This is a genomic window from Aliikangiella maris, from assembly GCF_040719265.1.
GTDB lineage: Bacteria > Pseudomonadota > Gammaproteobacteria > Enterobacterales > Kangiellaceae > Aliikangiella > Aliikangiella maris.
On the sequence record NZ_JBFDAH010000002.1, the window covers coordinates 1 to 20,701 of the forward strand.

Annotated in this window: 16 protein-coding genes and 1 CRISPR repeat array; of the genes, 9 read left to right on the forward strand and 7 right to left on the reverse strand. The window is 40.2% G+C overall.

Features of this window, described 5'->3' with window-relative positions; translation table 11 throughout:
• The 4 genes from ABVT42_RS02150 to ABVT42_RS02165 all read left to right on the forward strand — a co-directional run.
• Positions 1 to 1,144: T6SS phospholipase effector Tle1-like catalytic domain-containing protein (locus ABVT42_RS02150; RefSeq protein ID WP_367023391.1), on the forward strand; the 1,144-nt coding region annotated here is incomplete at its 5' end.
• Positions 1,134 to 2,315 (forward strand): DUF2931 family protein, encoded by a 1,182-nt coding sequence (locus tag ABVT42_RS02155; RefSeq protein ID WP_367023392.1) that lies wholly within the window; start codon positions 1,134 to 1,136, stop codon positions 2,313 to 2,315. The genes ABVT42_RS02150 and ABVT42_RS02155, both read left to right, overlap by 11 nt.
• Positions 2,316 to 2,330: 15 nt before the next feature.
• On the forward strand, positions 2,331 to 3,437 hold the full coding sequence (locus tag ABVT42_RS02160; RefSeq protein ID WP_367023393.1) for a DUF2931 family protein: 1,107 nt from the start codon (positions 2,331 to 2,333) through the stop codon (positions 3,435 to 3,437).
• 121 nt (positions 3,438 to 3,558) lie between these two features.
• Positions 3,559 to 4,044 (forward strand): hypothetical protein, encoded by a 486-nt coding sequence (locus ABVT42_RS02165; RefSeq protein WP_353873461.1) that lies wholly within the window; start codon positions 3,559 to 3,561, stop codon positions 4,042 to 4,044.
• A 116-nt stretch (positions 4,045 to 4,160) separates the two neighbouring features.
• Here the strand turns inward: ABVT42_RS02165 and ABVT42_RS02170 are convergent, their stop codons facing one another.
• Positions 4,161 to 4,895 carry an oxygen-binding di-iron domain-containing protein gene (locus ABVT42_RS02170; RefSeq protein ID WP_353873462.1) on the reverse strand — a complete coding sequence of 245 codons (735 nt, stop codon included), beginning with the start codon at positions 4,893 to 4,895 and terminating at the stop codon, positions 4,161 to 4,163.
• 148 nt (positions 4,896 to 5,043) lie between these two features.
• Positions 5,044 to 5,652 (reverse strand): hypothetical protein, encoded by a 609-nt coding sequence (locus tag ABVT42_RS02175; protein WP_353873463.1) that lies wholly within the window; start codon positions 5,650 to 5,652, stop codon positions 5,044 to 5,046.
• Between the two features lie 481 nt (positions 5,653 to 6,133).
• Here ABVT42_RS02175 and aspS point away from each other — a divergent pair, with 481 nt between their 5' ends.
• The 3 genes from aspS to ABVT42_RS02190 all read left to right on the forward strand — a co-directional run bounded on the left by aspS (position 6,134) and on the right by ABVT42_RS02190 (position 9,185).
• Complete coding sequence (gene aspS / locus ABVT42_RS02180; RefSeq protein WP_353873464.1) at positions 6,134 to 7,909, forward strand: aspartate--tRNA ligase; 1,776 nt, start codon at positions 6,134 to 6,136, stop codon at positions 7,907 to 7,909.
• A gap of 80 nt (positions 7,910 to 7,989) precedes the next feature.
• On the forward strand, positions 7,990 to 8,736 hold the full coding sequence (locus ABVT42_RS02185) for a YebC/PmpR family DNA-binding transcriptional regulator (RefSeq protein ID WP_353873465.1): 747 nt from the start codon (positions 7,990 to 7,992) through the stop codon (positions 8,734 to 8,736).
• A 185-nt stretch (positions 8,737 to 8,921) separates the two neighbouring features.
• Positions 8,922 to 9,185, forward strand: a complete 264-nt coding sequence (locus tag ABVT42_RS02190) for a hypothetical protein (RefSeq protein ID WP_353873466.1) — start codon at positions 8,922 to 8,924, stop codon at positions 9,183 to 9,185.
• Positions 9,186 to 9,494: 309 nt separating this feature from the next.
• On the opposite strand, the gene ABVT42_RS02195 is transcribed toward ABVT42_RS02190, so the two are convergent.
• From ABVT42_RS02195 to ABVT42_RS02210, 4 genes are all read right to left on the reverse strand, one after another.
• Complete coding sequence (locus ABVT42_RS02195; RefSeq protein WP_353873467.1) at positions 9,495 to 10,262, reverse strand: hypothetical protein; 768 nt, start codon at positions 10,260 to 10,262, stop codon at positions 9,495 to 9,497.
• Positions 10,263 to 10,564: 302 nt separating this feature from the next.
• Positions 10,565 to 11,494 (reverse strand): hypothetical protein, encoded by a 930-nt coding sequence (locus ABVT42_RS02200; RefSeq protein ID WP_353873468.1) that lies wholly within the window; start codon positions 11,492 to 11,494, stop codon positions 10,565 to 10,567.
• A gap of 209 nt (positions 11,495 to 11,703) precedes the next feature.
• Positions 11,704 to 13,532: direct repeats of the CRISPR family, unit length 28 nt; unit sequence TTTCTAAGCTGCCTGTGCGGCAGTGAAC.
• A gap of 250 nt (positions 13,533 to 13,782) precedes the next feature.
• Positions 13,783 to 14,694 (reverse strand): ROK family protein, encoded by a 912-nt coding sequence (locus ABVT42_RS02205; RefSeq protein ID WP_353873469.1) that lies wholly within the window; start codon positions 14,692 to 14,694, stop codon positions 13,783 to 13,785.
• Positions 14,695 to 14,752: 58 nt separating this feature from the next.
• The gene (locus ABVT42_RS02210; RefSeq protein WP_353873471.1) at positions 14,753 to 15,523 is read right to left on the reverse strand and encodes an SOS response-associated peptidase family protein; all 771 of its coding nucleotides are present in this window, start codon (positions 15,521 to 15,523) and stop codon (positions 14,753 to 14,755) included.
• Positions 15,524 to 15,877: 354 nt separating this feature from the next.
• Between ABVT42_RS02210 and ABVT42_RS02215 the strand changes: the two genes are divergently transcribed.
• Positions 15,878 to 17,080 (forward strand): lipase family protein, encoded by a 1,203-nt coding sequence (locus ABVT42_RS02215; protein ID WP_353873472.1) that lies wholly within the window; start codon positions 15,878 to 15,880, stop codon positions 17,078 to 17,080.
• A 37-nt stretch (positions 17,081 to 17,117) separates the two neighbouring features.
• Here ABVT42_RS02215 and ABVT42_RS02220 read toward each other — a convergent pair whose 3' ends face one another.
• The gene (locus ABVT42_RS02220) at positions 17,118 to 17,750 is read right to left on the reverse strand and encodes an alpha-ketoglutarate-dependent dioxygenase AlkB (protein WP_353873473.1); all 633 of its coding nucleotides are present in this window, start codon (positions 17,748 to 17,750) and stop codon (positions 17,118 to 17,120) included.
• Between the two features lie 334 nt (positions 17,751 to 18,084).
• Between ABVT42_RS02220 and ABVT42_RS02225 the strand changes: the two genes are divergently transcribed.
• On the forward strand, positions 18,085 to 20,622 hold the full coding sequence (locus tag ABVT42_RS02225) for an esterase-like activity of phytase family protein (protein ID WP_353873474.1): 2,538 nt from the start codon (positions 18,085 to 18,087) through the stop codon (positions 20,620 to 20,622).
• Positions 20,623 to 20,701 lie beyond the last annotated feature (79 nt).

The following is a 20,701-nucleotide window of genomic DNA, read 5'->3' on the forward strand; positions in this document are numbered from 1 at the left end:
AATAACCAATGTGGCTAAAATGGAACATTATGTCGATGTCTCACCTAAATTTGAACATAGTTTAAGTGTTTATATTGAAGGAATTGGTACTCGAGATTTAGAAAAAGACAGCACGGTGGGTTATGCCTTTGGCACGCAAAGTACCGGGGTGAAAAAAAAGGTTGAAAAAGGGATTACTAAAACACTAGTGAAGATTACAAAAGCAATCGATGGGAAAGAAGTGGTAATTGATAAACTGGAGATTGATGTTTTTGGCTTTAGTCGCGGCGCGGCGGCGGCGCGTTATTATATTTATCAAGCGGTGGTGGTTAAAAAGCTGTTACATCGGCTAAGAGCCGAAAGTTACCAAATTGCTACCGCTAATTTAAGTGTTGCCTTTGTGGGATTATACGATACGGTGGCCTCCGAAGGCTTGTCACATGCCAATGACACGCGTTCATTAAAGCTCGATGCCATTAGCCATGTGGCGGTAAAAAAGGTGATACATCTGGTGGCGGCCGATGAGCACCGCGCTAATTTTTCCCTCACCAATATAAAAAGTGCGGGTAGTCGCGGCAAAGAGATATTTTTGCCCGGCGTGCATTCGGATATTGGTGGCAGTTATGCCCCCAGCAGTGATGAAGTTGAATTAGAAATTAATCACGCATATAGTCACTCTGCGCTAGAGCAAGATCGCGCTCAACTCATTGATGAAGGCTGGTATTATCCCAATGAAATCGCTATCAGCTCGCCGCCCCAATATAATCTGTCACCAATGAGTTATCATCAAGGGATCCCGCCGCCGCCTGCTAAAAATAAGCTGCTGGTGACACGCCGCCACATCCGCCATGACTATGATAAAATTCCACTGCATATTATGGCCGAATTTGCTAAAGCAGCGGGCATGGTGTTTTTATCAAGTATACAAGAAGAGTCAATTCCCTCTCGTTTAATGCCTGTGTATGATTCGCTATTAAGTTATGCGCAAAATAATCATTCTTGCTTAAGTCACTGGTTTCAGCGGAATAATCCCGACTGGCTGCGCTGGCTGCGCCATGATTATTGTCATTATTCGGCACACTATACGCTGGTTGGCGGATTAATTGCGGCAAATAAGCCCAATATAAAAAGTAGTAAGCGAGGGCGAAAGATATATGCGGGTTAGGCAAGTGATAGCGTTAGGCATGACTTTATTGCTAAAAGAAAATCAACAACCGGCTTATGGAATCCGGTGTATTGGCTGGCTGGCGCGACATTACAGGCGTTGGGTGGGGGTTATTTTACTTATTTTAATGGGTTGTGGAGAAACACCAATGAAAAAAACAAAATTTGACTGGCTGGCCTCAGACAGCGGACCGGAAGGGTTTCCGATGCAAATTATTAAAGGAGACTTTGAACTGGTAGATGGCAGTTCGTTGTATATTCCAGATCGCCGTGTATTAAGAAGAGGCTGGGGCCCAGGTCAATCAACCCATGTGGTTGGTGCCGATTATAAAGCTTTGCCCACGCATGTGTCGGTGCGTTTTTACTCTTATACGGAAGATGCATTTTATCAGGGGCGCTTTGCGCTGCCCTATGATGAAATACTGGCTTATTTTCAAGCGGGTTTTTATAGTGTAAAAGGTCAGCGGCAAGAAACCTATAACGCAATTACTATGGGTGTGGCTCCTGGTGGTGAAGTCGCTGTATGGTTAGAAGGTGTCAATAAAATTACCCAGGTATTTTTTGGTCAGGCTGACAAGGTTAATTTGCCTTGGTCGGCACTGTCAAAAACGGATGAGAGTGGCCGTTTAGACTATATTAATAACATCATTGAGGAAACTACCAACGAAGCACAACGCGACTATTTAAAACACTATGGCGTTCCACTGGGTTTATGGTCACGTTATCAGCGACGTTATCATTGGCAGCCGCGTTTTATTACACCCAATCGAGTTCCCAAGTTAATTGATAGTATCCGTTATTTTAATGGTGAAAAGGACTATCTGTTTTATCCGTTATCGACAGAAATCGCCGAGCAAACGCGTGCGATTCCGGTGATGTTCAGTTATACATGGCTGCCGCCTTATGGCGAACCGGCATTGCACGAAGTGTTTTTGGAATCGAATGAAATTATTCCACTCTTTGAGCAACTACATGCGCAAGCACCTGCCACCGCCAATAATCCGATTTGGTTAAACATTACCATTGATGAGGCACCCGATGAGCGCCAGGTATTATTAAGCTTGCAGCATGGCGAGACGGTTTTACCCTTAAAGCAAGCAAAGGTACATCAGTATATTTCTAATGTATCACTAGATGATAAAGATTATTTTTATCAGGATAAGGAAAAGTAGCGGGATAATTCAATTGTGGTTTGGAAAAGGGAGCAAGGGTTAAAGGTTATTGCGATAATGGGATTACTGGCTTTTATGATGGGGTGTCGTGAAACACCAATGAAAAAAACAAAATTTAACTGGCTGGCCTCAGACAGCGGACCGGAAGGGTTTCCGATGCAAATTATTAAAGGAGACTTTGAACTGGTAGATGGTAGCTCATTGTTTATTCCCGATCGGCGAGTTTTATTTGGTGGTTGGGGGATGGGGGATTCTACTTATGTGGTTGGTGCCGATTATAAAGCTTTACCCACGCATGTGTCGGTGCGTTTTTACTCTTATACGGAAGATGCGTTTTATCAGGGGCGCTTTGCGCTGCCTTATGATGAAATACTGGCTTATTTTCAAGCGGGTTTTTATAGTTTAAAAGGTCAGCGACAAGAAACCTATCGAAAGATTAATTTAGGGGTTGCTCCTGGTGGAGAGGTTGCTGTTTGGTTACAGGGGGCTGATAAAATTACCCAGGTATTTTTTGGTCAGGCTGACAAGGTTGATTTGCCTTGGTCGGCACTGTCAAAAACGGATGAGAGTGGCCGTTTAGACTATATTAATAACATCATTGAGGAAACTACCAACGAAGCACAACGCGACTATTTAAAACACTATGGCGTTCCACTGGGTTTATGGTCACGTTATCAGCGACGTTATCATTGGCAGCCGCGTTTTATTACGCCCAATCGGGTCCCCAAGTTGATGAACTCGATTGAGTATTTTAATGGAGAAATGGATTATTTTTTCTACCCTTTATCGACAGAAATCGCCGAGCAAACGCGTGCGGTTCCGGTGACGTTTCGTTACACATGGATGCCGCCTTATGGCGAACCGGCATTGCACGAAGTGTTTTTGGAATCGAATGAAATTATTCCACTCTTTGAGCAACTACATGCGCAAGCACCTGCCACCGCCAATAATCCGATTTGGTTAAACATTACCATTGATGAGGCACCCGATGAGCGCCAGGTATTATTAAGCCTGCAACATGGCGAGACGGTTTTACCCTTAAAGCAAGCAAAGGTACATCAGTATATTTCTAATGCCTCATTAGATAAAAAAGATTATTTTTATCAGGATAAGGAAAAGTAGCGGGATAATTCAATTGTCGAGGTAATTCCCGTATGGTGTTCTCGATTCCTTTTCTGGAATTTTTTCTTGTTTAATATTTCTTTCACATATCATTTTCAAAAAATAAAAAAAGGAAAAAGTGATGGCAATTCAAAAAAAATGTATTGCGTTATTAACCGGTTTAACAGTACTTGGTGGAACCCTTGTTCAAGCAGATGACTTTGATTTAACCATAGCACTTGGTGAAGTTGAAGGAAACCAAAATAAATCGCGTGTTGAACCGGGAAGTTATCATCGCATTGATACTTACTTAACCAACAATGGTCCTGATGCTGCACCTGGTCGAATTTTGGTTACTGGTGAAGTATTACCCGAATGTCCGTATTTAGTTGGTTGGTATTTGTCAGAAGATGCGACCATCACAACCGATGATATTCAAATTGGTGGTTTTTGTCCCAATGGTTTGCAGGCTGGTCAAACACTGCGCTTTTGGGCAGATGTGTATGTGCCCGTTAACATTACCGGCGGCTTTTATTATTGGGGAGCAATTGTTGATTATAATCAAGCGGTGGTTGAAACGGATGAGTCAAATAATGCTGCGTTAGGCGATCAGGTTTTAGTGCGTTAACTAAATCTATTTTTTAATGATGAACAATAGCCAATATAAATTGCTATAAAGAAAAAAGCTCCTGCACGTTAAACCTGACAGGAGCAATATATCACTAAGCTGCATTTAAATAAAAATTAATTACTAGCGATTCCAACATCAAGTCGCTCAAACCAGTCGAGAAAAACCTGCACCATTTCTCCCTTAAAAATTGCACCGTGTTGTGGCGCCATAAGTTCGATATCTAACTTTCTGACTCGATTAATCCATTGATCCTTGGCTTTATTTGAAGGCATCCAGCGTCGATGAAAAAATTCCATGGTTGGAATATGCGCTTCAAAATCTTCAACAAAAAAGGGTGCATCGGGTTGGATTAATCCAGCACCAATATCGCCGCTCATTAGAATTTTGGCCTCTTTATCATAAACGTTAAAGTTGCCCGATGAATGCAAATAATGTGCGGGAATAAAGTCGAGTGTTATATTTCCTAAGGCCAACTCTCCACCTTCATCAGCAATTGGCTCATATTCAATATTGTTCATACCAAAGTGACGAATAAAAGACTCCCAGATCCAGGGAGAGTGGAGTTTAGTGTTTTTTAAACACTGATCCCAAAGCCCCAAAGAAGAAATAATATCGGGATCCTGATGAGAGGCAAAAATGGCTTTAATATTATCGAGTGTCGTATAGCGTAGTACTGAGGTTAACATTTGTGAGAATAGTTCAATACCGCCCGGATCAAGAATTACACTTTGATCATTATTCATAATCATATATTGGTTGGTATCAATAATTCTTTCGTCTTTGTCGGGGTCACGCCCAAAACAAAGCCACTGATGACTGCCTTTTTGGTAGAGTGAAATCGCTTTCATGCTGATTCCTTTTTTCGGTTTTCGATTATTGTCGTTTAAATGAAAAAACTTTTACTGAGTTTTATCCGCGCTAAATAAAATCCTGTCTACTTCAAAAAAGATTTTTACTACAAAGAAAGTTGCTCAACAGCAAATAAAAAGTGTCAATTTAGTATTGTAAATAAGCCAAATGTCTTCGCGCATTTTCTAAATGCTTGTTAATGCGTTGTCCTGCACTAGAAACCTTGTCGGCCACGGAGTTCAGTGAGTTTTGAAAGTCTTCGTGTGCACGCGAAGCTTCAACTCGAGAAACCACTGATACGACTTGTGTTGCTCGAAGCTCCATTTTGGTTTCATCAAGTCGATCAACCAGCTCGCGTAAGCCAGAACTGATACTTTTATCGAGCTCCGTACGCTTATGATTCACTTCGGAATAAATTGGCAACAACTGATTAACCTTATCCGCCGATGAATTACGTACGACATCAAGCCGCGAAATAAACCCTTGTGAACGAAACAGATCGGATGCAATTTTCGTTTGTGATATGGCAATAATATTGACTTTTCTAGCCGCATCGATAGTCAGTTTTGATAAGCCTTCAATAAAACGGGTAATTTCATTAAAGCCCGCAGCGGTTGAACCCGCTCTGACTGCAAGTGCCCTGGCATTTTTAGAGGTTATTGATAGTTCCTCGGCAATTGATTGGGCTCTAAATAATTCAGAAGCAACATGTGCAACCGAAATAAAGGTTTCGGCCGCTTTATTTGAACTCGCCATCTCTATCACCTATTGATTTTTATAAGATAATAAATAGGTGATTTATAGGGATTTTGCCAGTATGAATGTTTTAAAAGTGGATTTTAGTGATAAAACGCTGCTTCTGATATTTGAAATGAGATATTACGCCATTGAAACGCACACTTTTGTCGACCTTAAGTGATTCGCTTCAATGTAGTCACTTTCTTGATAAATAGCCAAGCGCCAAAATCTGGCCAAATAAGCTACTTGTTAGCCTTTTGCTTAAAGCGTTGTTCAGGTCTTTAGCTGAAATGATAAAAACGCAGGGTAGCATCCATATTTCATTGAATTAACCGCAAGATTTAAAGATAAACAGACATATTACCAGGAGTTCGATCAAGGCATCGACTTTGAACGCGCTATCCATTAATATACGCGGTTTTCTGAGAGGTTTGAACCTCTACTGGCGACCACTTCTGGTCAAAATATAACTGGGTCAGATAAATTTAGGAAATTACTTATGCGCAGCCATTATTGTCGCGAACTGCTATCGGTTACTGCTGGAGAATCGGTACAAATTGCAGGATGGGTCCATCGTCGCCGAGACTTGGGCGGGTTAATCTTTCTGCAAATTAGAGATCGTAGCGGAATTGTTCAAGTGGTGATTGAACCCGACCAAAAGGCGTTATTTGCTCAAGCAGAAGGTTTACGCAGTGAGTTTGTCGTTACTATTTGCGGAACACTGCGTAACCGACCGGAAAATATGGTCAACCGTGATATGGAAACTGGCACGATTGAAATTTTGGCGAGCGAATTAAATGTACTTAATACGGCTGCCACACCGCCCATTATGATTGACGAGCATGAAGAAGTCTCAGAAGAGCTGCGCCTGAAATATCGTTATTTGGATTTGCGTCGTCCAGAAATGCAACAAAAGCTGTTATTTCGCAATAAAATTGTAAAAAAACTGCGTGATTTTCTTGAAAATGAAAACTTTGTTGATATTGAAACCCCTATACTGACTAAAGCAACACCTGAAGGTGCGCGTGATTATTTAGTCCCTAGCCGTACCAATAAAGGCGCATTTTTTGCACTGCCTCAATCACCACAGCTTTTTAAACAGCTATTAATGATGAGCGGATTTGACCGCTATTATCAGGTTGTTCGTTGTTTTCGTGATGAAGACTTACGTGCCGATCGTCAGCCCGAATTTACCCAGCTAGATATTGAAACATCGTTTATGGACGAAGAAGCCATTATGGGATTGATGGAATCAATGATTCGGCAAATATTTAGTGAATGCCTCGATGTCGATTTGGGAGATTTTCCTCGCATGCCTTATGCCGAAGCAATGCGACGATTTGGTAGTGACAAACCTGATTTACGTGTAGCGATTGAACTGGTTGATGTTGCCGATTTACTCAAAACTGTCGAGTTTAAAGTCTTTTCGGGACCTGCCAATGACGAAAACGGACGAGTCGCAGTCATTTGCATACCGGGTGGAGCAGAGCTCAGTCGAAAACAGATTAGTGATTATGAAGCTTACGCTGGACGATATGGCGCTAAAGGTCTGGCGTGGATTAAAGTTAATGAACCAGGTAAAGGGCTTGAAGGTATTCAATCACCGGTTGGTAAGTTTTTAACTGATGAACTGGTGAACCAGATTATTGAACGCACTGCTGCAAATGCGGGTGATATATTACTATTTGGTGCCGATACTGCCAAAGTGGTCACCGATGCATTAGGCGCGCTCCGTTTGAAAGTTGCCGAAGATCGAGGCCTGGTAGCGCAGTGTTGGAAGCCTCTGTGGGTAGTTGACTTTCCCATGTTTGAAATGGAAAACGGTCAGTTACATGCATTACATCATCCATTTACTGCACCCAAAGAAAATGACGCTGAACGCTTGAGAGCTGAACCAACAAAAACACTTTCTCGGGCCTACGATATGGTGCTCAATGGCTGTGAAGTAGGTGGTGGCTCTGTACGTATTCATAACCAGTCAATTCAAGCGGCGGTATTTGACATTTTGGGTATTGAAAAGCAAGAAGCTGAAGAAAAATTTGGCTTTTTACTTGAAGCGCTTAAATTTGGCTGTCCTCCACATGGTGGAATTGCCTTCGGTCTGGACCGGCTGGTGATGTTAATGGTTGGCGCATCATCGATTCGCGATGTCATTGCGTTTCCTAAAACAACGACGGCAAGTTGTCCGTTAACATCGGCACCTTCGGTCGTTTCAAAGAGTCAGCTCGATGAGCTGTCGATTGCTTCTACAGCAAAAAATAAAGATTCAGAATAAACAACGAACTTAATCAAAGAATTAGCGTAATTAGAGATAACATATAGCGTAATTAACCATCGATTTATTGGAGTTTCACAATGGCAGGTCATAGTAAATGGGCGAACATAAAACACCGCAAAGCCGCACAAGATGCAAAGCGTGGCAAAATATTTACTAAAATAATTCGTGAAATTGTCGTTGCAGCCAAAACTGGCGGCCCTAACCCCGAAGATAATCCATCATTACGAGCGGTTATTGACAAAGCGTTAGGTGCAAATATGAAGCGCGACACTATTGATAAAGCGATTGCTCGCGGCGCAGGTAACAGCGATACCGATAACTATGAAAATCTGGTATACGAAGGCTATGGGCCTGGTGGTGTAGCGATTTTGGTTGATTGTTTGACCGATAATAAGAACCGTACGGTTGCAGAAGTTCGTCATGCGTTTACCAAGGCTGGCTGTGAACTAGGGACATCCGGATCGGTGGCTTATTTATTTGAGCGCAAAGGTCAGTTGGTATTTTCATCGGAAATTGAAGAGGACACTCTAATGGAAGAGGCTCTTGAAGCAGGAGCCGAAGACATTGTGACTCACGATGATGGTTCTTTTGAGGTGTTAACTGCTCCAGAAGAGTTTATGACGGTTAAAGATGCTTTGGTTGCCAGTTCGCTGGTGCCTGAACAAAGTGAAATTACCATGTTACCTTCAACCCAGACTGAACTTGATGTCGATACCGCAGTTAAAGTTATCAAGTTGATTGACCGACTTGAAGATTTAGATGATACGCAAAATGTCTATAGTAACGCTGATATCCCCTCTGAAGCTTATGAGCAGCTTGATTAAAAAATACCAGCGTTAGCTGGTATTTTTTTATTGCCTGTTATTGGTATTGCGTTTGTTAAATACGAGTTTTCAAGTTTGGGAAACAAAAATTTTTTTGCCGTGTGTGGCTAGTTAATCTATTTGTTAATTCAGTCTTTTTTTATTTTGACTATACTTAGATAAATTCCTCTGATTATTATTCGCTTATGCTATTTTTTGTTGATCAGTTTGATTTATCGGTCGAAGCATTTTCGACACCGGAAAAGCTGGCAAAACATGTTTTAAGTAAACTGGGTATTACCTATGAACTGGGTTCTGATCCTGTTAAGTTAGCACAAAAAAGTCTGGGTAATCGTGGCAAAGTTGTTGGTTATGTTGGTGCATTTAAAATGATTGCTGCCAGCGATGATAATAAAGCACAAGAGCTGGCAAACAAATTTAAGGAAGCGATTGAAAGGTTAAAAAAGTGAAAAGTTAAAAGTTAAAGGAATGAAAAGGGTAAGTTGTTTGATTAAAAATTTAAAAAATTAGAGCATTCGCTTATCTTTGCTCAGTTGGCGATTTGTAAAATGAAAAAGAAATTTGGCTGGTTATTGACTTCGGTAATATCCAATGATTTTTGGGGGGAATGAGATTATCGTTTCCTAATGTTAAGCTTGGAAATTGAAAAGAAAAATGAATGCCTGATAAAGAAGTTGAATAGCTCTTTCTTGTTGAAAATATTGCGCCTCCTTGGGTGAACCCAAGGAGACTAGGCCATTTTTTGGTTGTTTTGATGATCATTCTAACTTAACTGAACTCATAACAAAGTCGATAATTTGGATGGCTTCATTAAACCAGCGATATTGGGTTTCTTGAAAGTCACTAGACAATTTTGCTAAATTTATAATTAAATAATTATCATTTAGTGAAGTGATATGAAAATATATTGGATCAGAGTTATCAACACTAAAACTAACCCAGTTAACATTGTGAATGTTCTTCATTTTAAAATTATCAGGTATCTTTTTAGATTTTCTTTGAACCATTTCCGCTATTTCATCTTTGTAGTGTTCCGCGGGGTAACTGCCATTTTTAACATAGAAGTCATAACAGTGTTTCCTGATTTCTTCATTGATACCATTTTTACCTTCATATAAATCATAAATATATGCTTTTAAATAGGCTAGTACGCTTTGAGAATCGTTTATTTCAATGTTGTACTTTGGATCAATTTTTGAAACTTGCCATTCCATTCGAATATTACCAATAGGTTCAAACAAGCTTTTAAAGAAATTTCCCCAGTACCACCATGTATTTCTAGATATTCTAAATGCTTTAAAAAATTGTGTTGCACTCTTTTCACCTTCTTCCCAGTCAATAGATGCTAACTCAAGATTTTCTGGTGGTAAGATAAGGCTATATTCCCCTAAAACTGATTCAGGTAGTTGATAGCTCAAATTTATTCCTGACAAGCTCGTTGAATAAGAGCTTAATTTATCAAACTTTGCACCTCCTTGTGTTATACCTAGTATGCTAGGCCATTTTTTAGCTGTTTTTAAAATCAATATATTTTAACCTATAATTTGTATATCGTTTTTGTTCATGTAGTTTCTTACCCAAGAAGCTCTATTATTTTTGCCTGATTCTTTTAAATGCCGGTAGTAAGTCTGAATCCCCATAAACGGTAAAGTATGTGGACTAATACCAGAGTCGTTGCCAAATAAACTAGGAAGGAACCGTAAACTTCTATCAATAGATCCTAAGCTTAAATCATTCGCACCAGCAATATTTGGAACAAGATCAAAAGGGTTGCTATTATATCCATTTATCTTTAAGCCGACTTTATTAGCCCATTTTTGAGTTTCAATTAAGTTACTTCCAATTGAATGGAGAGAAGCTTGCTGATGTGATAGCTTATATTTGTTCTTTCATTAATTACTTTTAACGCTCTTAACAAGATTATTCCACCTTGACTGTGTGCAACCCACTTAATAGGAATTCCAACTTTAGCTGCTTTTACCATAATAGCTGATAAATGATTAGCATTTAAGCTAGTGAAAGATTTATCCCATCCACACTCCCACAAATCATGAATTGTATCTTCAGAAGGATTGTGCACTAAATAATAACTATCAAATTGGTGATTTTGATAAGCCCAATCTAAATGAACACCCATTAGCCACATAGCTTTTTTTAAACTATTATTCATCCCATTAACTGCAGCAAAATTTCCCGAAATATTTGTAACCGGCTCGACATGCTCAGTATTCCAACCTTCATGCAAAGATTCAAGCTCTTTGTAATGCAAATCCTTATGAATTCTCTTTGATTTATTAGCCCTTCTAACTAAATAAATGGCAGTTCTTTCTAATCTTGATGGATTTTTATGACCAAGATATTTTTCATCAACAACAAAATCATCAATCACCACCTTATTCCCCTCGGTCAACAAATACCGAATCTTATAATGATAATTGCCAAAACCATACTGACTTTTAATAAATCGAAGATAGGGAATATAACGATTTTTTCTAGATTTAGGGTTTTGCGGATTTTTAGATAATGCTTTACAGTCTTTCAGCACCATCATTCGGTCAAACTCATTTAAGGCACTTAAGGTATCTACTGCTTGTCGGGTAAATTTGATGTTATTGAGTTGTTGACCATATTGATTGGCGGTTTCAGTTAATTTTCGGTCAAGGCTAGAAAGGTGTTGCTTGGTTTGCTCCCAAGTCAGTGTTTGCCAAGCACGTTGTTGCGTGTCAGATGGATTAGAAACCATACGGTTGTAGCTCATTAACTTATTTCCTTTTCCTTGTTTATTTTTTGCTACAGTCTAACAGGTAGGTCTAGTGGGGCTATTAATAAATTGAGATATTGTTTGGTTTTTAATTATGATGTGATTTATTTCACAAATAAAAAACAGAGGGGGTATGGCGATAAATCTGATCACTTAATAGCATGAAAGTTTTATATATTATTGTGTTTTAATTAAATACTTTTGTGTTTCTAAGCTGCCTGTGCGGCAGTGAACATTGTTATCTGTGAGGGGCATATCAGAAGACTTTTCTAAGCTGCCTGTGCGGCAGTGAACTTTTAGGTTCTTGGGGCTTAGGTCTCGCTTTTTTTCTAAGCTGCCTGTGCGGCAGTGAACGCTGATGAGTTTGAAGACTTACCGAGCATGGATTTCTAAGCTGCCTGTGCGGCAGTGAACACTCGGCAAGTGGGCAACAACCTGGTTAACCATTTCTAAGCTGCCTGTGCGGCAGTGAACATGAACTATGTTGGTTGCTCGCCTGACGGTTTTTTCTAAGCTGCCTGTGCGGCAGTGAACTGCTTAAATCATAAATGTAAAAATGAGTCTCTTTTCTAAGCTGCCTGTGCGGCAGTGAACTAATATTAATGTTATATCAAGCAGGGTTTCAATTTCTAAGCTGCCTGTGCGGCAGTGAACCTTGCTCTGTTAAAGCTGTAGTTGTTTCTGTGTTTCTAAGCTGCCTGTGCGGCAGTGAACGTACAAGCAAGTTAAGCCAAACAGATATCAATTTTCTAAGCTGCCTGTGCGGCAGTGAACTTAAAAGTGAATTTTTTCGGCTCGTAATAAATTTTCTAAGCTGCCTGTGCGGCAGTGAACGAGGAGGGTAGCAAATGCCATTACCTGCAGTTTTTCTAAGCTGCCTGTGCGGCAGTGAACAGGGGCAATGGTCGAACCCAATCCGGTTTAAATTTCTAAGCTGCCTGTGCGGCAGTGAACAAAGCCCTCGGCCAATGATTGCAACAAGTGATTTTCTAAGCTGCCTGTGCGGCAGTGAACGCTAGAAAAAGGCTCTGAAGAGGTTTTAATTATTTCTAAGCTGCCTGTGCGGCAGTGAACGCTGATGAGTTAGCAATGATTGAAGCATACAAATTTCTAAGCTGCCTGTGCGGCAGTGAACTTCGCAGAGCTGAACTGATGACGAGAATAAGATTTCTAAGCTGCCTGTGCGGCAGTGAACTAGCAGTTGGTGATTGCTGAACTTTTGGTTTTTTTCTAAGCTGCCTGTGCGGCAGTGAACAAGGTAGGTTTTCTTCATTAACCCACAAGAAATTTCTAAGCTGCCTGTGCGGCAGTGAACACGCCATCATGCCCTTTCTGCTGTGCTGCCACTTTCTAAGCTGCCTGTGCGGCAGTGAACGGATAGTATGCGCCTGCTATTTCGTTACATTTTTTCTAAGCTGCCTGTGCGGCAGTGAACTAGTTTAGGGTTACTCAGTCTTTTTATTTTATTTTCTAAGCTGCCTGTGCGGCAGTGAACGAAATGTTTGCGGAGACTTAGCAGCATCAAATTTTCTAAGCTGCCTGTGCGGCAGTGAACATTGACAACAAGCACTATTCTGTTTTTTGCCATTTCTAAGCTGCCTGTGCGGCAGTGAACAAAAAAAGGCACTGAGCATTTAATACGCAATTTTTCTAAGCTGCCTGTGCGGCAGTGAACGTCTGAATAAAGGGGATTTATACAGCTTTGTTTTTCTAAGCTGCCTGTGCGGCAGTGAACTTATGCTCCAACTTTTAGCCAGCTACGCCGCTTTTCTAAGCTGCCTGTGCGGCAGTGAACTTTAATGGCGCTGTTAACTTAGACTCATCAACTTTCTAAGCTGCCTGTGCGGCAGTGAACCGGTCACTGTGAAACTTGGAGTGTTTCTACTTTTTCTAAGCTGCCTGTGCGGCAGTGAACTATCAACAATAGAGAAAATTGCGAGAACTTTTTTTCTAAGCTGCCTGTGCGGCAGTGAACAAGCAAATGTTTTACGACCTTTTTCAATGTTTTTTCTAAGCTGCCTGTGCGGCAGTGAACTACACAAAAAAATGAATAAGCTTAGCAAAATCAGTAGGATAGATGGATTTTTGTAAAAATACCAAATAAATTTGCTTGTTGCTAAGTGATTGATTTATATAGTAGCTTTTTAAAGAGCGAAAAAAAAGGTCAAAATAACCTTTGCGCCATTATAAAAGAGAACAGCAAAAAACAAATGATTAATTGCATAAAAATCATACTATGAGATAAGTGGAATACATTACGGTGAACAAAAATGCTAAGTGAATTTTTAGCTTTGCCATAACCAGGCTGCACCACGCACACCGCTGCTATCACCAAATTTTGCAGGCTTCAATTGGGTAAGCACCTCATCGTTAAAAATATGCGGCTGCCAATAGCGTGGAACTTGCTCATACAGACTTTTTATATTTGAAACTCCACCGCCTAAAACAATGACGGAGGGATCAAAAACATTAACCACTTGCGCTAAGGCAAACGCTAACTGCTTAAAATAAATCGTTAAGCATTTGTTGGCTAGTGAGTCACCTTGTTCTGCTTTTGCTGCTATGGCTGATGCGCTCAAATTGGTACCGCCTAATTCTCGAAAAGTAAAAGCTAACCCCGGACCTGATAAAAAAGTTTCAACACAGTTGGTTCGCCCACAATAACAAGCGCGTGACTGTTGTTGATTGATGGCGGGGGCGGGCATCAAATTGTGTCCCCACTCGCCCGCAATCTGGTTTACCCCTAAATGTAAGCGCCCATTAATCACCAGACCGCCGCCAACACCGGTTCCCAAAATAACACCAAATACACTGTCGGCATTGGTGCCAGCGCCATCGGTAGCTTCACTAAGGGCAAAGCAATTGGCATCGTTCGCTAAACGGATAGAGCGACCTAACATTTTTTGTAAATCTTGTTGCAGTGGTTTTCCATTCAAGCAGGTGGAATTGCAGTTTTTCATTAAGTGAGTTTGTTGTGATGGACTGCCGGGCGTGCCAATACCGATAGTGCCTTGACCACCTAACTGAGTTTCCAGCATGTGAATTAAACGAACAATTGATTGAAGCGTTAAAGCATAATTGTTTTGCGGAGTGTCGATACGCTTTTTAAAAAGCAGTTGTCCTTTTGCATCTAAAGCGACGATTTCAATTTTAGTACCGCCTAAGTCAATGCCAATGTGATAGGTTGTCTTTTTCATTTTATCTGGGCTAACGGGTTAGGGTTTATTCATTAACGGTAATTAACTGATTAAACGGTTAATGCGTTGCTTTAATAATCGTTGATTCGCCAATTGCAACCTCAGGACGTTTACGATCGACAGGCGTAACTTTTAAATCAAAACGAATTTTAGGCGTTAATGTTGATTGCCAATAATTGATGTCACTAAAACTTGAATCAAGCCATGGGGTTATTTCATCTTCTGTGAGCATGAGCGGAAACGATTTAGCATGAATATGGCTGAATTCAGCGATACTGGGCAAGGTTATAATTGAGCAGGAATAGTGAAGCGCGCTCGTTTTTTCATTTGAATTTTTATTGGCGCTTTCATTGAAGAGACTTGTTTGATGAGAAAAGCTGACTTCATTATTCGCCATATCTGAAAGCAAATCGAGTTGCTTTGGCGTTGCTTGAGTGATTGGCCAGGTTTTATATAAACCGCCAAATGCAATGGCAGTATCCAGTGGTTCTATTTTGTAGCGGTGGTTATTCCATTCATAAAAGCAACTAGCCGGAATGATACAGCGCTGAGTTTGAAAATCTTGCTTGCGGTTAGTTAATAGTTTTTCTTGGCGAGTGTTAAAGCTCTTATAGTTTTTATTGTAGGTGTAGCCGTTGGCGGTAGCCGATTGAAATAACCACCAGCTTGCTTGTACGCCAGTAACTTGCTCATTTGACATAATCGCAATTGGCACGGTCATGGTAGGTCGAATATCATATTCATTAATTAAATGAAAATCGATGTTAAGCGTTTTTAATAATGACTCAACAAATGGATTATCAAAAACTCTACCAATTGCGCCGCACATATTATGTCCTGTCTGTTATATCCTGTTTGATGATTACTGATTTAATATTGTTCAAATGTTGTTTAGCTGATTATATTGGCATTATCTAATGTCCAAGATAAATTAAAAAGTGTAGATTCACTATTTTTCTCTATTGTAACCGATTTATGTGAAGGATATAAATTAACTTGTAAAAATTATTGGTCTGTCGACTCTGCTTGTTATTAAAAATTTTCACAGTGGTTTTATTTGTTTTTAATTGAGTTTATGGGGATTTATGATATCTAAAAAAAGATAATTCGCATTTGGCTTCTATTGATTGATGAGAAGAGGGCGTCTACTATAAGATAAATACCAACTTATCAAGGAATGGTTATGACTACCAATAATTCTAATAATACTGATACAACAAATAATTCAAATGCTTCAAGTCAACCGCAGTTAACCAATACTAATCAGTCGGCTGAGCCTTTATCTGAATTGATGAAATCAACAGAAAAAGATGCGCTTTTAAATAATATTGATGAAAGCCAAAAATATTTTCAGTCAAAGTTTCTTATGCAGCCTCCGGTTATGCGGTCAGCATTTAGTGATCGACAAGCTTGGTTGATGGCAGAGCTTTCACGGCTATGTTATTTTCCTTTTGAAGGAGGTCATCAGATAGATAAATTTTTAGATATTGCCAAAACAATTGTCGATAATCCGGCACTATTTAATAAGTTAAAGTTGGTTGCTGATGCGGTTTTATGTGGACATCGAATTGGTGAACATGTCGCAAGAAATGCATTTGAAAAAATCTTGGTTGCTCACGGATTTAAACTGCTGGCAACTTTTAATGAAAATGAAACGCAGGCTTTTTTAGCAACTCGTGGTTTGGATGCTTATTTAATTTATCGGGGGACTGAAAGTTTTGGTGATGTGAAAGCCGATATATCGGCACGTTTAATTGATGTTGATTTACTTGGTATAAAAACACAGGTCCACCAGGGGTTCTGGAATCAGTTTATGGATGTTCATCCTAAGGTGATGCAGGCATTAGAGCAGGTAAAAAATTTAAAACTACATATCGGTGGGCATAGTTTGGGAGGGGCATTAGCACATATTGCCACACGTTTTTATGCCAGCGACACCGGGGGTAGCACTTATACTTTTGGTGCGCCAGCGGTTGGACTGCCGAGTTTTCAAGATCATATTAAAACACCAATTTATCGTATTGTGAATGCTCGTGACCCAGTGCCTTTGCTCCCTAATCCGGCAATGGTTCATGCATTAGGATTTATTTGGCATTATTTTTCGCGATTACTTGGTTTTATTGGGACTAAACGACAAAAAGCGGTTGCAGACTTATTACGCGACATGGCAAAAATGGATCAAATTGGTTACCCCAGCCGTATTATCTATGATAGCGGGCAACCAAAGTTGCGATACAGCTTTAGTGTTTATCAGCGCTTTATGTTGTGGTTAGATGAACCTTGGTTTAATTTTTCTTTAGAAAACCGTTTTATCAGCCATCATAAAATTTCTCATTACACTAAAGCATTAAGACAATGGGGCGAACATCGAGTCACTTTAAAATAGGCATAGAGCTTAAAATTTAAAACTTAGAACTTAGAACCTACTGTGAGCTTCTAAAAGTAATATTATACCGATAACGTTGAGCTGGATTATTGGGGTTGGCTTTGATTGTTTTAACCGCATGATACATCATGCGCGATTGACCACCCCAAACCATGACATCACCGTCATATAGATTGATTTCAACCGCCTTACCACTGCGCCGGTGACCAAATATTTGAAAGGTGGCGGGCAATCCAATCGAAACCGAGACGATGGGCTGGGTAAAGTCTCTTTCATTTTTATCTTGATGCGATCCCAGTTTCGAGCCAATTTTGTATTGATTGATTAAGCAAGCATCGGCCGAAAAATTATTAAAGCCCACTGCAGCAGCAGCACTATTTGCCAATTGATAAAAATAGTCAGGCATTGTTGGCCACGGATGGCCGGTTAAAGGATCGGTCTCGCTATAGCGATAACCTTGTTCATCAGACACCCATCCCCAGTCGCCACAGTTTGTTAGTGGAATATTGGTGTAGTGGCCGTTAGGTGTCGCCATTTTGCGAAAAGGGGCTTGTTTAATAATAGTCACGATGAGTTGGCGCAGCATTTTTGTTTGGGTAAAGCTGGGTAGCAAAAATGTTTGCGGATAGACTTCGGTCGTTGAACGCAATCCCGAAAATAAATCACTCATAATAAAAAATTTGCACCTGACATCTTATTTTTAAACTTTATCCTGATTTTAATCTTGGCTTTTGATAATAAGCCGTAAAACTTTTGTTGATTGTAGCAAAAAATAGGCCCGACTGAATATTAATGTCTATTTTGACCTTTGTTATTTTGTTTGAAAATTAACATGAATACAATCGCAAAAGTCAATGGCAATGTCGTTAGAATTAACGACTGAAATATTTTTGTCATAAATCCGTCAAACCTGCGTCATGTAAACCAGCGAAAATTTCTATTTTTGAGATGGGAAGGTTTTCCGCCTATGCCTGTCTAACTTGACCAACAACAGAGTAGATAAAATGAAGTACCTGAACAAACAAAAATTACTCATTCCTGCACTGGTTTCTGCCATTTTGGCTGCCGGCTGCGTTGATGATGGTAAAGATGGAACTGACGGCACTAATGGTAACAATGGCACTAACGGAAATGATGGCTTAAACAGCTTAATTGTCCAGACTAAACTGTCGGCTGGTCATAGCCAATGTTTCAAAGGTGGTGTTCAAGTTGATTCTGGCCTAGATGCTAATGGCAACAACATGTTAGAAGCCAGCGAAATTAGTCAGACAACTTTCATGTGTGCGCAAACACAATTAAATAATAGCCAAAACTTTGTTCGTGTTGCTTCATTTCCGGTCTGTCAACAGCTTGAAGTTGATTGTAATGTTGATGACGAAACTGCTGCTGAAATTGTCGCAGCCAACAGCGATGGTAGTATTTTAATTTATAGTGATAGCCCTGGCGAAAAATTAGGTTTTGTTGATATTAACAATCCTGAAAGCCCAGTTGGTCTGGGGACGCTCGATTTAGATGGCGAACCAACGTCAGTTGGCGTTAACGGTAACTTTGCGCTGGTAGCAATCAATACTTCGGCGGATTATATTGATGTGAGCGGTCAACTGGATGTGATTGACATTGCAACGCAAACCAAAGTGGCTTCACTTGATTTGGGAGGACAGCCTGATTCGGTAGCCATTAGCCCGGATGGCAACTATGCCGTTGTTGTGATTGAAAATGAGCGTGATGAAGATTTAGGTGACGGTGAACCTCCTCAAGCACCTGCCGGATATTTAGTAATTGTTAACACCAGTGATGCTGACCCAACTAAGTGGACAACCTCAAATGTAGAATTGACTGGCGTGGCTGATTTGTATGCTGACGACCCAGAGCCTGAATATGTTGATATCAATTCAGCTAATCAAGCGGTCGTTACTTTGCAAGAAAACAATCATATTGTCATTGTTGACCTGACTGATGGGAGTATCATCAATGATTTTTCTGCTGGCAGTGTTGATTTGACTCAAATTGATGCAACCGAAGGTAAACCGCTAAAAATTAGTCAAACAGAATCACAAGCCGATGTTGCTCGTGAACCTGATGGTGTTAGTTGGATTAATGACGATTATTTTGCTACCGCCGATGAAGGTGATTTAAATGGTGGTAGTCGTGGTTTTACCATCTTTAACAAGCAGGGTGAAGTGGTTTGGAATTCAGGGGTAACACTGGATCACATGGCCGCTCAATTTGGTCACTACCCCGATAAACGTTCTGGCAATAAAGGTAACGAACCTGAAAATGTTGAAATGGGAATTTATGGCAATGACCGTTACTTGTTCGTTAACTCAGAGCGTTCAAGTCTGGTTTTTGTTTATGATGTCGCCAATCCAAAAGCGCCTGTGTTTAAACAAGTATTACCTGCGGCTTCGGGTCCTGAAGGTGGATTAGCGATTCCTTCGCGTAACTTATTAGTGGTAGCCAGTGAAGTTGATGCTCGTGATGACAAATTGCGTTCAACACTCAATGTTTATCGCTATGATTATGCTGCCTCGGCTTATCCAACGATCGAATCGGTATATCGTAACGATAATACGCCAATTGCGTGGGGCGCTTTGTCTGGATTATCTTCTGATCCAATGATGGCCGGTCGCTTGTATGCAGTAGAAGATAGTTTTTATGCTTCGAACCGAATTTTTGCAATTGACGCCAATCAAACTCCGGCAAAATTAATTGAAGAAATTACAATTAAAGATACTAATGATGTGTTTGCTGCAACTAACGTTGTTGACTTGGCTGATAATACGGTTGATGCTGATGATGCGACCCGAGTTGATGTTTTTGATGAAGCTGATTTAGCCGCAATGATCAATGAAGACAAATCAATAAACATTGACCCCGAAGGTATTGCTAAATCGGCTGATGGTGGTTTCTGGGTAGCATCTGAAGGAAATGGCACAAAAGGAGATAGCTCACGTCCAATTAATTCATTGAATATGATTTTTAAAACCGATAAAAATGGTGTAATTGAACAAGTTGTGCGTTTACCTGAAAGTGTTAACGACTTGCAGTTACGTTTTGGTTTTGAAGGCGTGGCTGAATATGGTGATAACATCTATGTGGCATTTCAACGGGCATGGGGCGGCGAAGCTAATCCGCGTCTTGGTATTTATGACACAGTCAACGCAAGTTGGTCATTTGTTTTTTATCCGTTAGATACGGTTGAATCACAAAATGGTGGTTGGGTTGGTTTATCAGATATTACATCAGTTGGTGATGGCACATTCTTAATTGTTGAACGTGATAATCAAGGTGGACCTGATGCGGCGATTAAACGTATTTATCAGGTTAATCTGGCTGGTGTTGTTGGCGGATCAACGGTGAGCAAGACATTAGTCAAAGATTTAATGAACGATTTAAAAATGTCTGGTGGTCTGGTTGCTGAAAAAATTGAAGGTTCTGCATTAATGTCTAACGGCGATGTTTACATCGTAAATGACAATGACGGAATTGATGATAACAGCGGTGAGACACAGTTAATTAATCTCGGTAAAATTGTAAACTAGTCGGTTTCAACTAGTCTTTAACGAATATAAAATTCTATAAAGCTAATGTTAGATTGAGGCTCAATGTTGAGCCTCTTTT

Bases quoted from the DNA above. Each gene is read 5' to 3' on its own strand.
- ABVT42_RS02155 (WP_367023392.1), top strand. From the start codon at position 1,134: ATGCGGGTTAGGCAAGTGATAGCGTTAGGCATGACTTTATTGCTAAAA.
- ABVT42_RS02165 (WP_353873461.1), top strand. From the start codon at position 3,559: ATGGCAATTCAAAAAAAATGTATTGCGTTATTAACCGGTTTAACAGTA.
- ABVT42_RS02170 (WP_353873462.1), bottom strand. From the start codon at position 4,895: ATGAAAGCGATTTCACTCTACCAAAAAGGCAGTCATCAGTGGCTTTGT.
- ABVT42_RS02175 (WP_353873463.1), bottom strand. From the start codon at position 5,652: ATGGCGAGTTCAAATAAAGCGGCCGAAACCTTTATTTCGGTTGCACAT.
- aspS (WP_353873464.1), top strand. From the start codon at position 6,134: ATGCGCAGCCATTATTGTCGCGAACTGCTATCGGTTACTGCTGGAGAA.
- ABVT42_RS02185 (WP_353873465.1), top strand. From the start codon at position 7,990: ATGGCAGGTCATAGTAAATGGGCGAACATAAAACACCGCAAAGCCGCA.
- ABVT42_RS02190 (WP_353873466.1), top strand. From the start codon at position 8,922: ATGCTATTTTTTGTTGATCAGTTTGATTTATCGGTCGAAGCATTTTCG.
- ABVT42_RS02200 (WP_353873468.1), bottom strand. From the start codon at position 11,494: ATGAGCTACAACCGTATGGTTTCTAATCCATCTGACACGCAACAACGT.
- ABVT42_RS02205 (WP_353873469.1), bottom strand. From the start codon at position 14,694: ATGAAAAAGACAACCTATCACATTGGCATTGACTTAGGCGGTACTAAA.
- ABVT42_RS02210 (WP_353873471.1), bottom strand. From the start codon at position 15,523: ATGTGCGGCGCAATTGGTAGAGTTTTTGATAATCCATTTGTTGAGTCA.
- ABVT42_RS02215 (WP_353873472.1), top strand. From the start codon at position 15,878: ATGACTACCAATAATTCTAATAATACTGATACAACAAATAATTCAAAT.
- ABVT42_RS02220 (WP_353873473.1), bottom strand. From the start codon at position 17,750: ATGAGTGATTTATTTTCGGGATTGCGTTCAACGACCGAAGTCTATCCG.
- ABVT42_RS02225 (WP_353873474.1), top strand. From the start codon at position 18,085: ATGAAGTACCTGAACAAACAAAAATTACTCATTCCTGCACTGGTTTCT.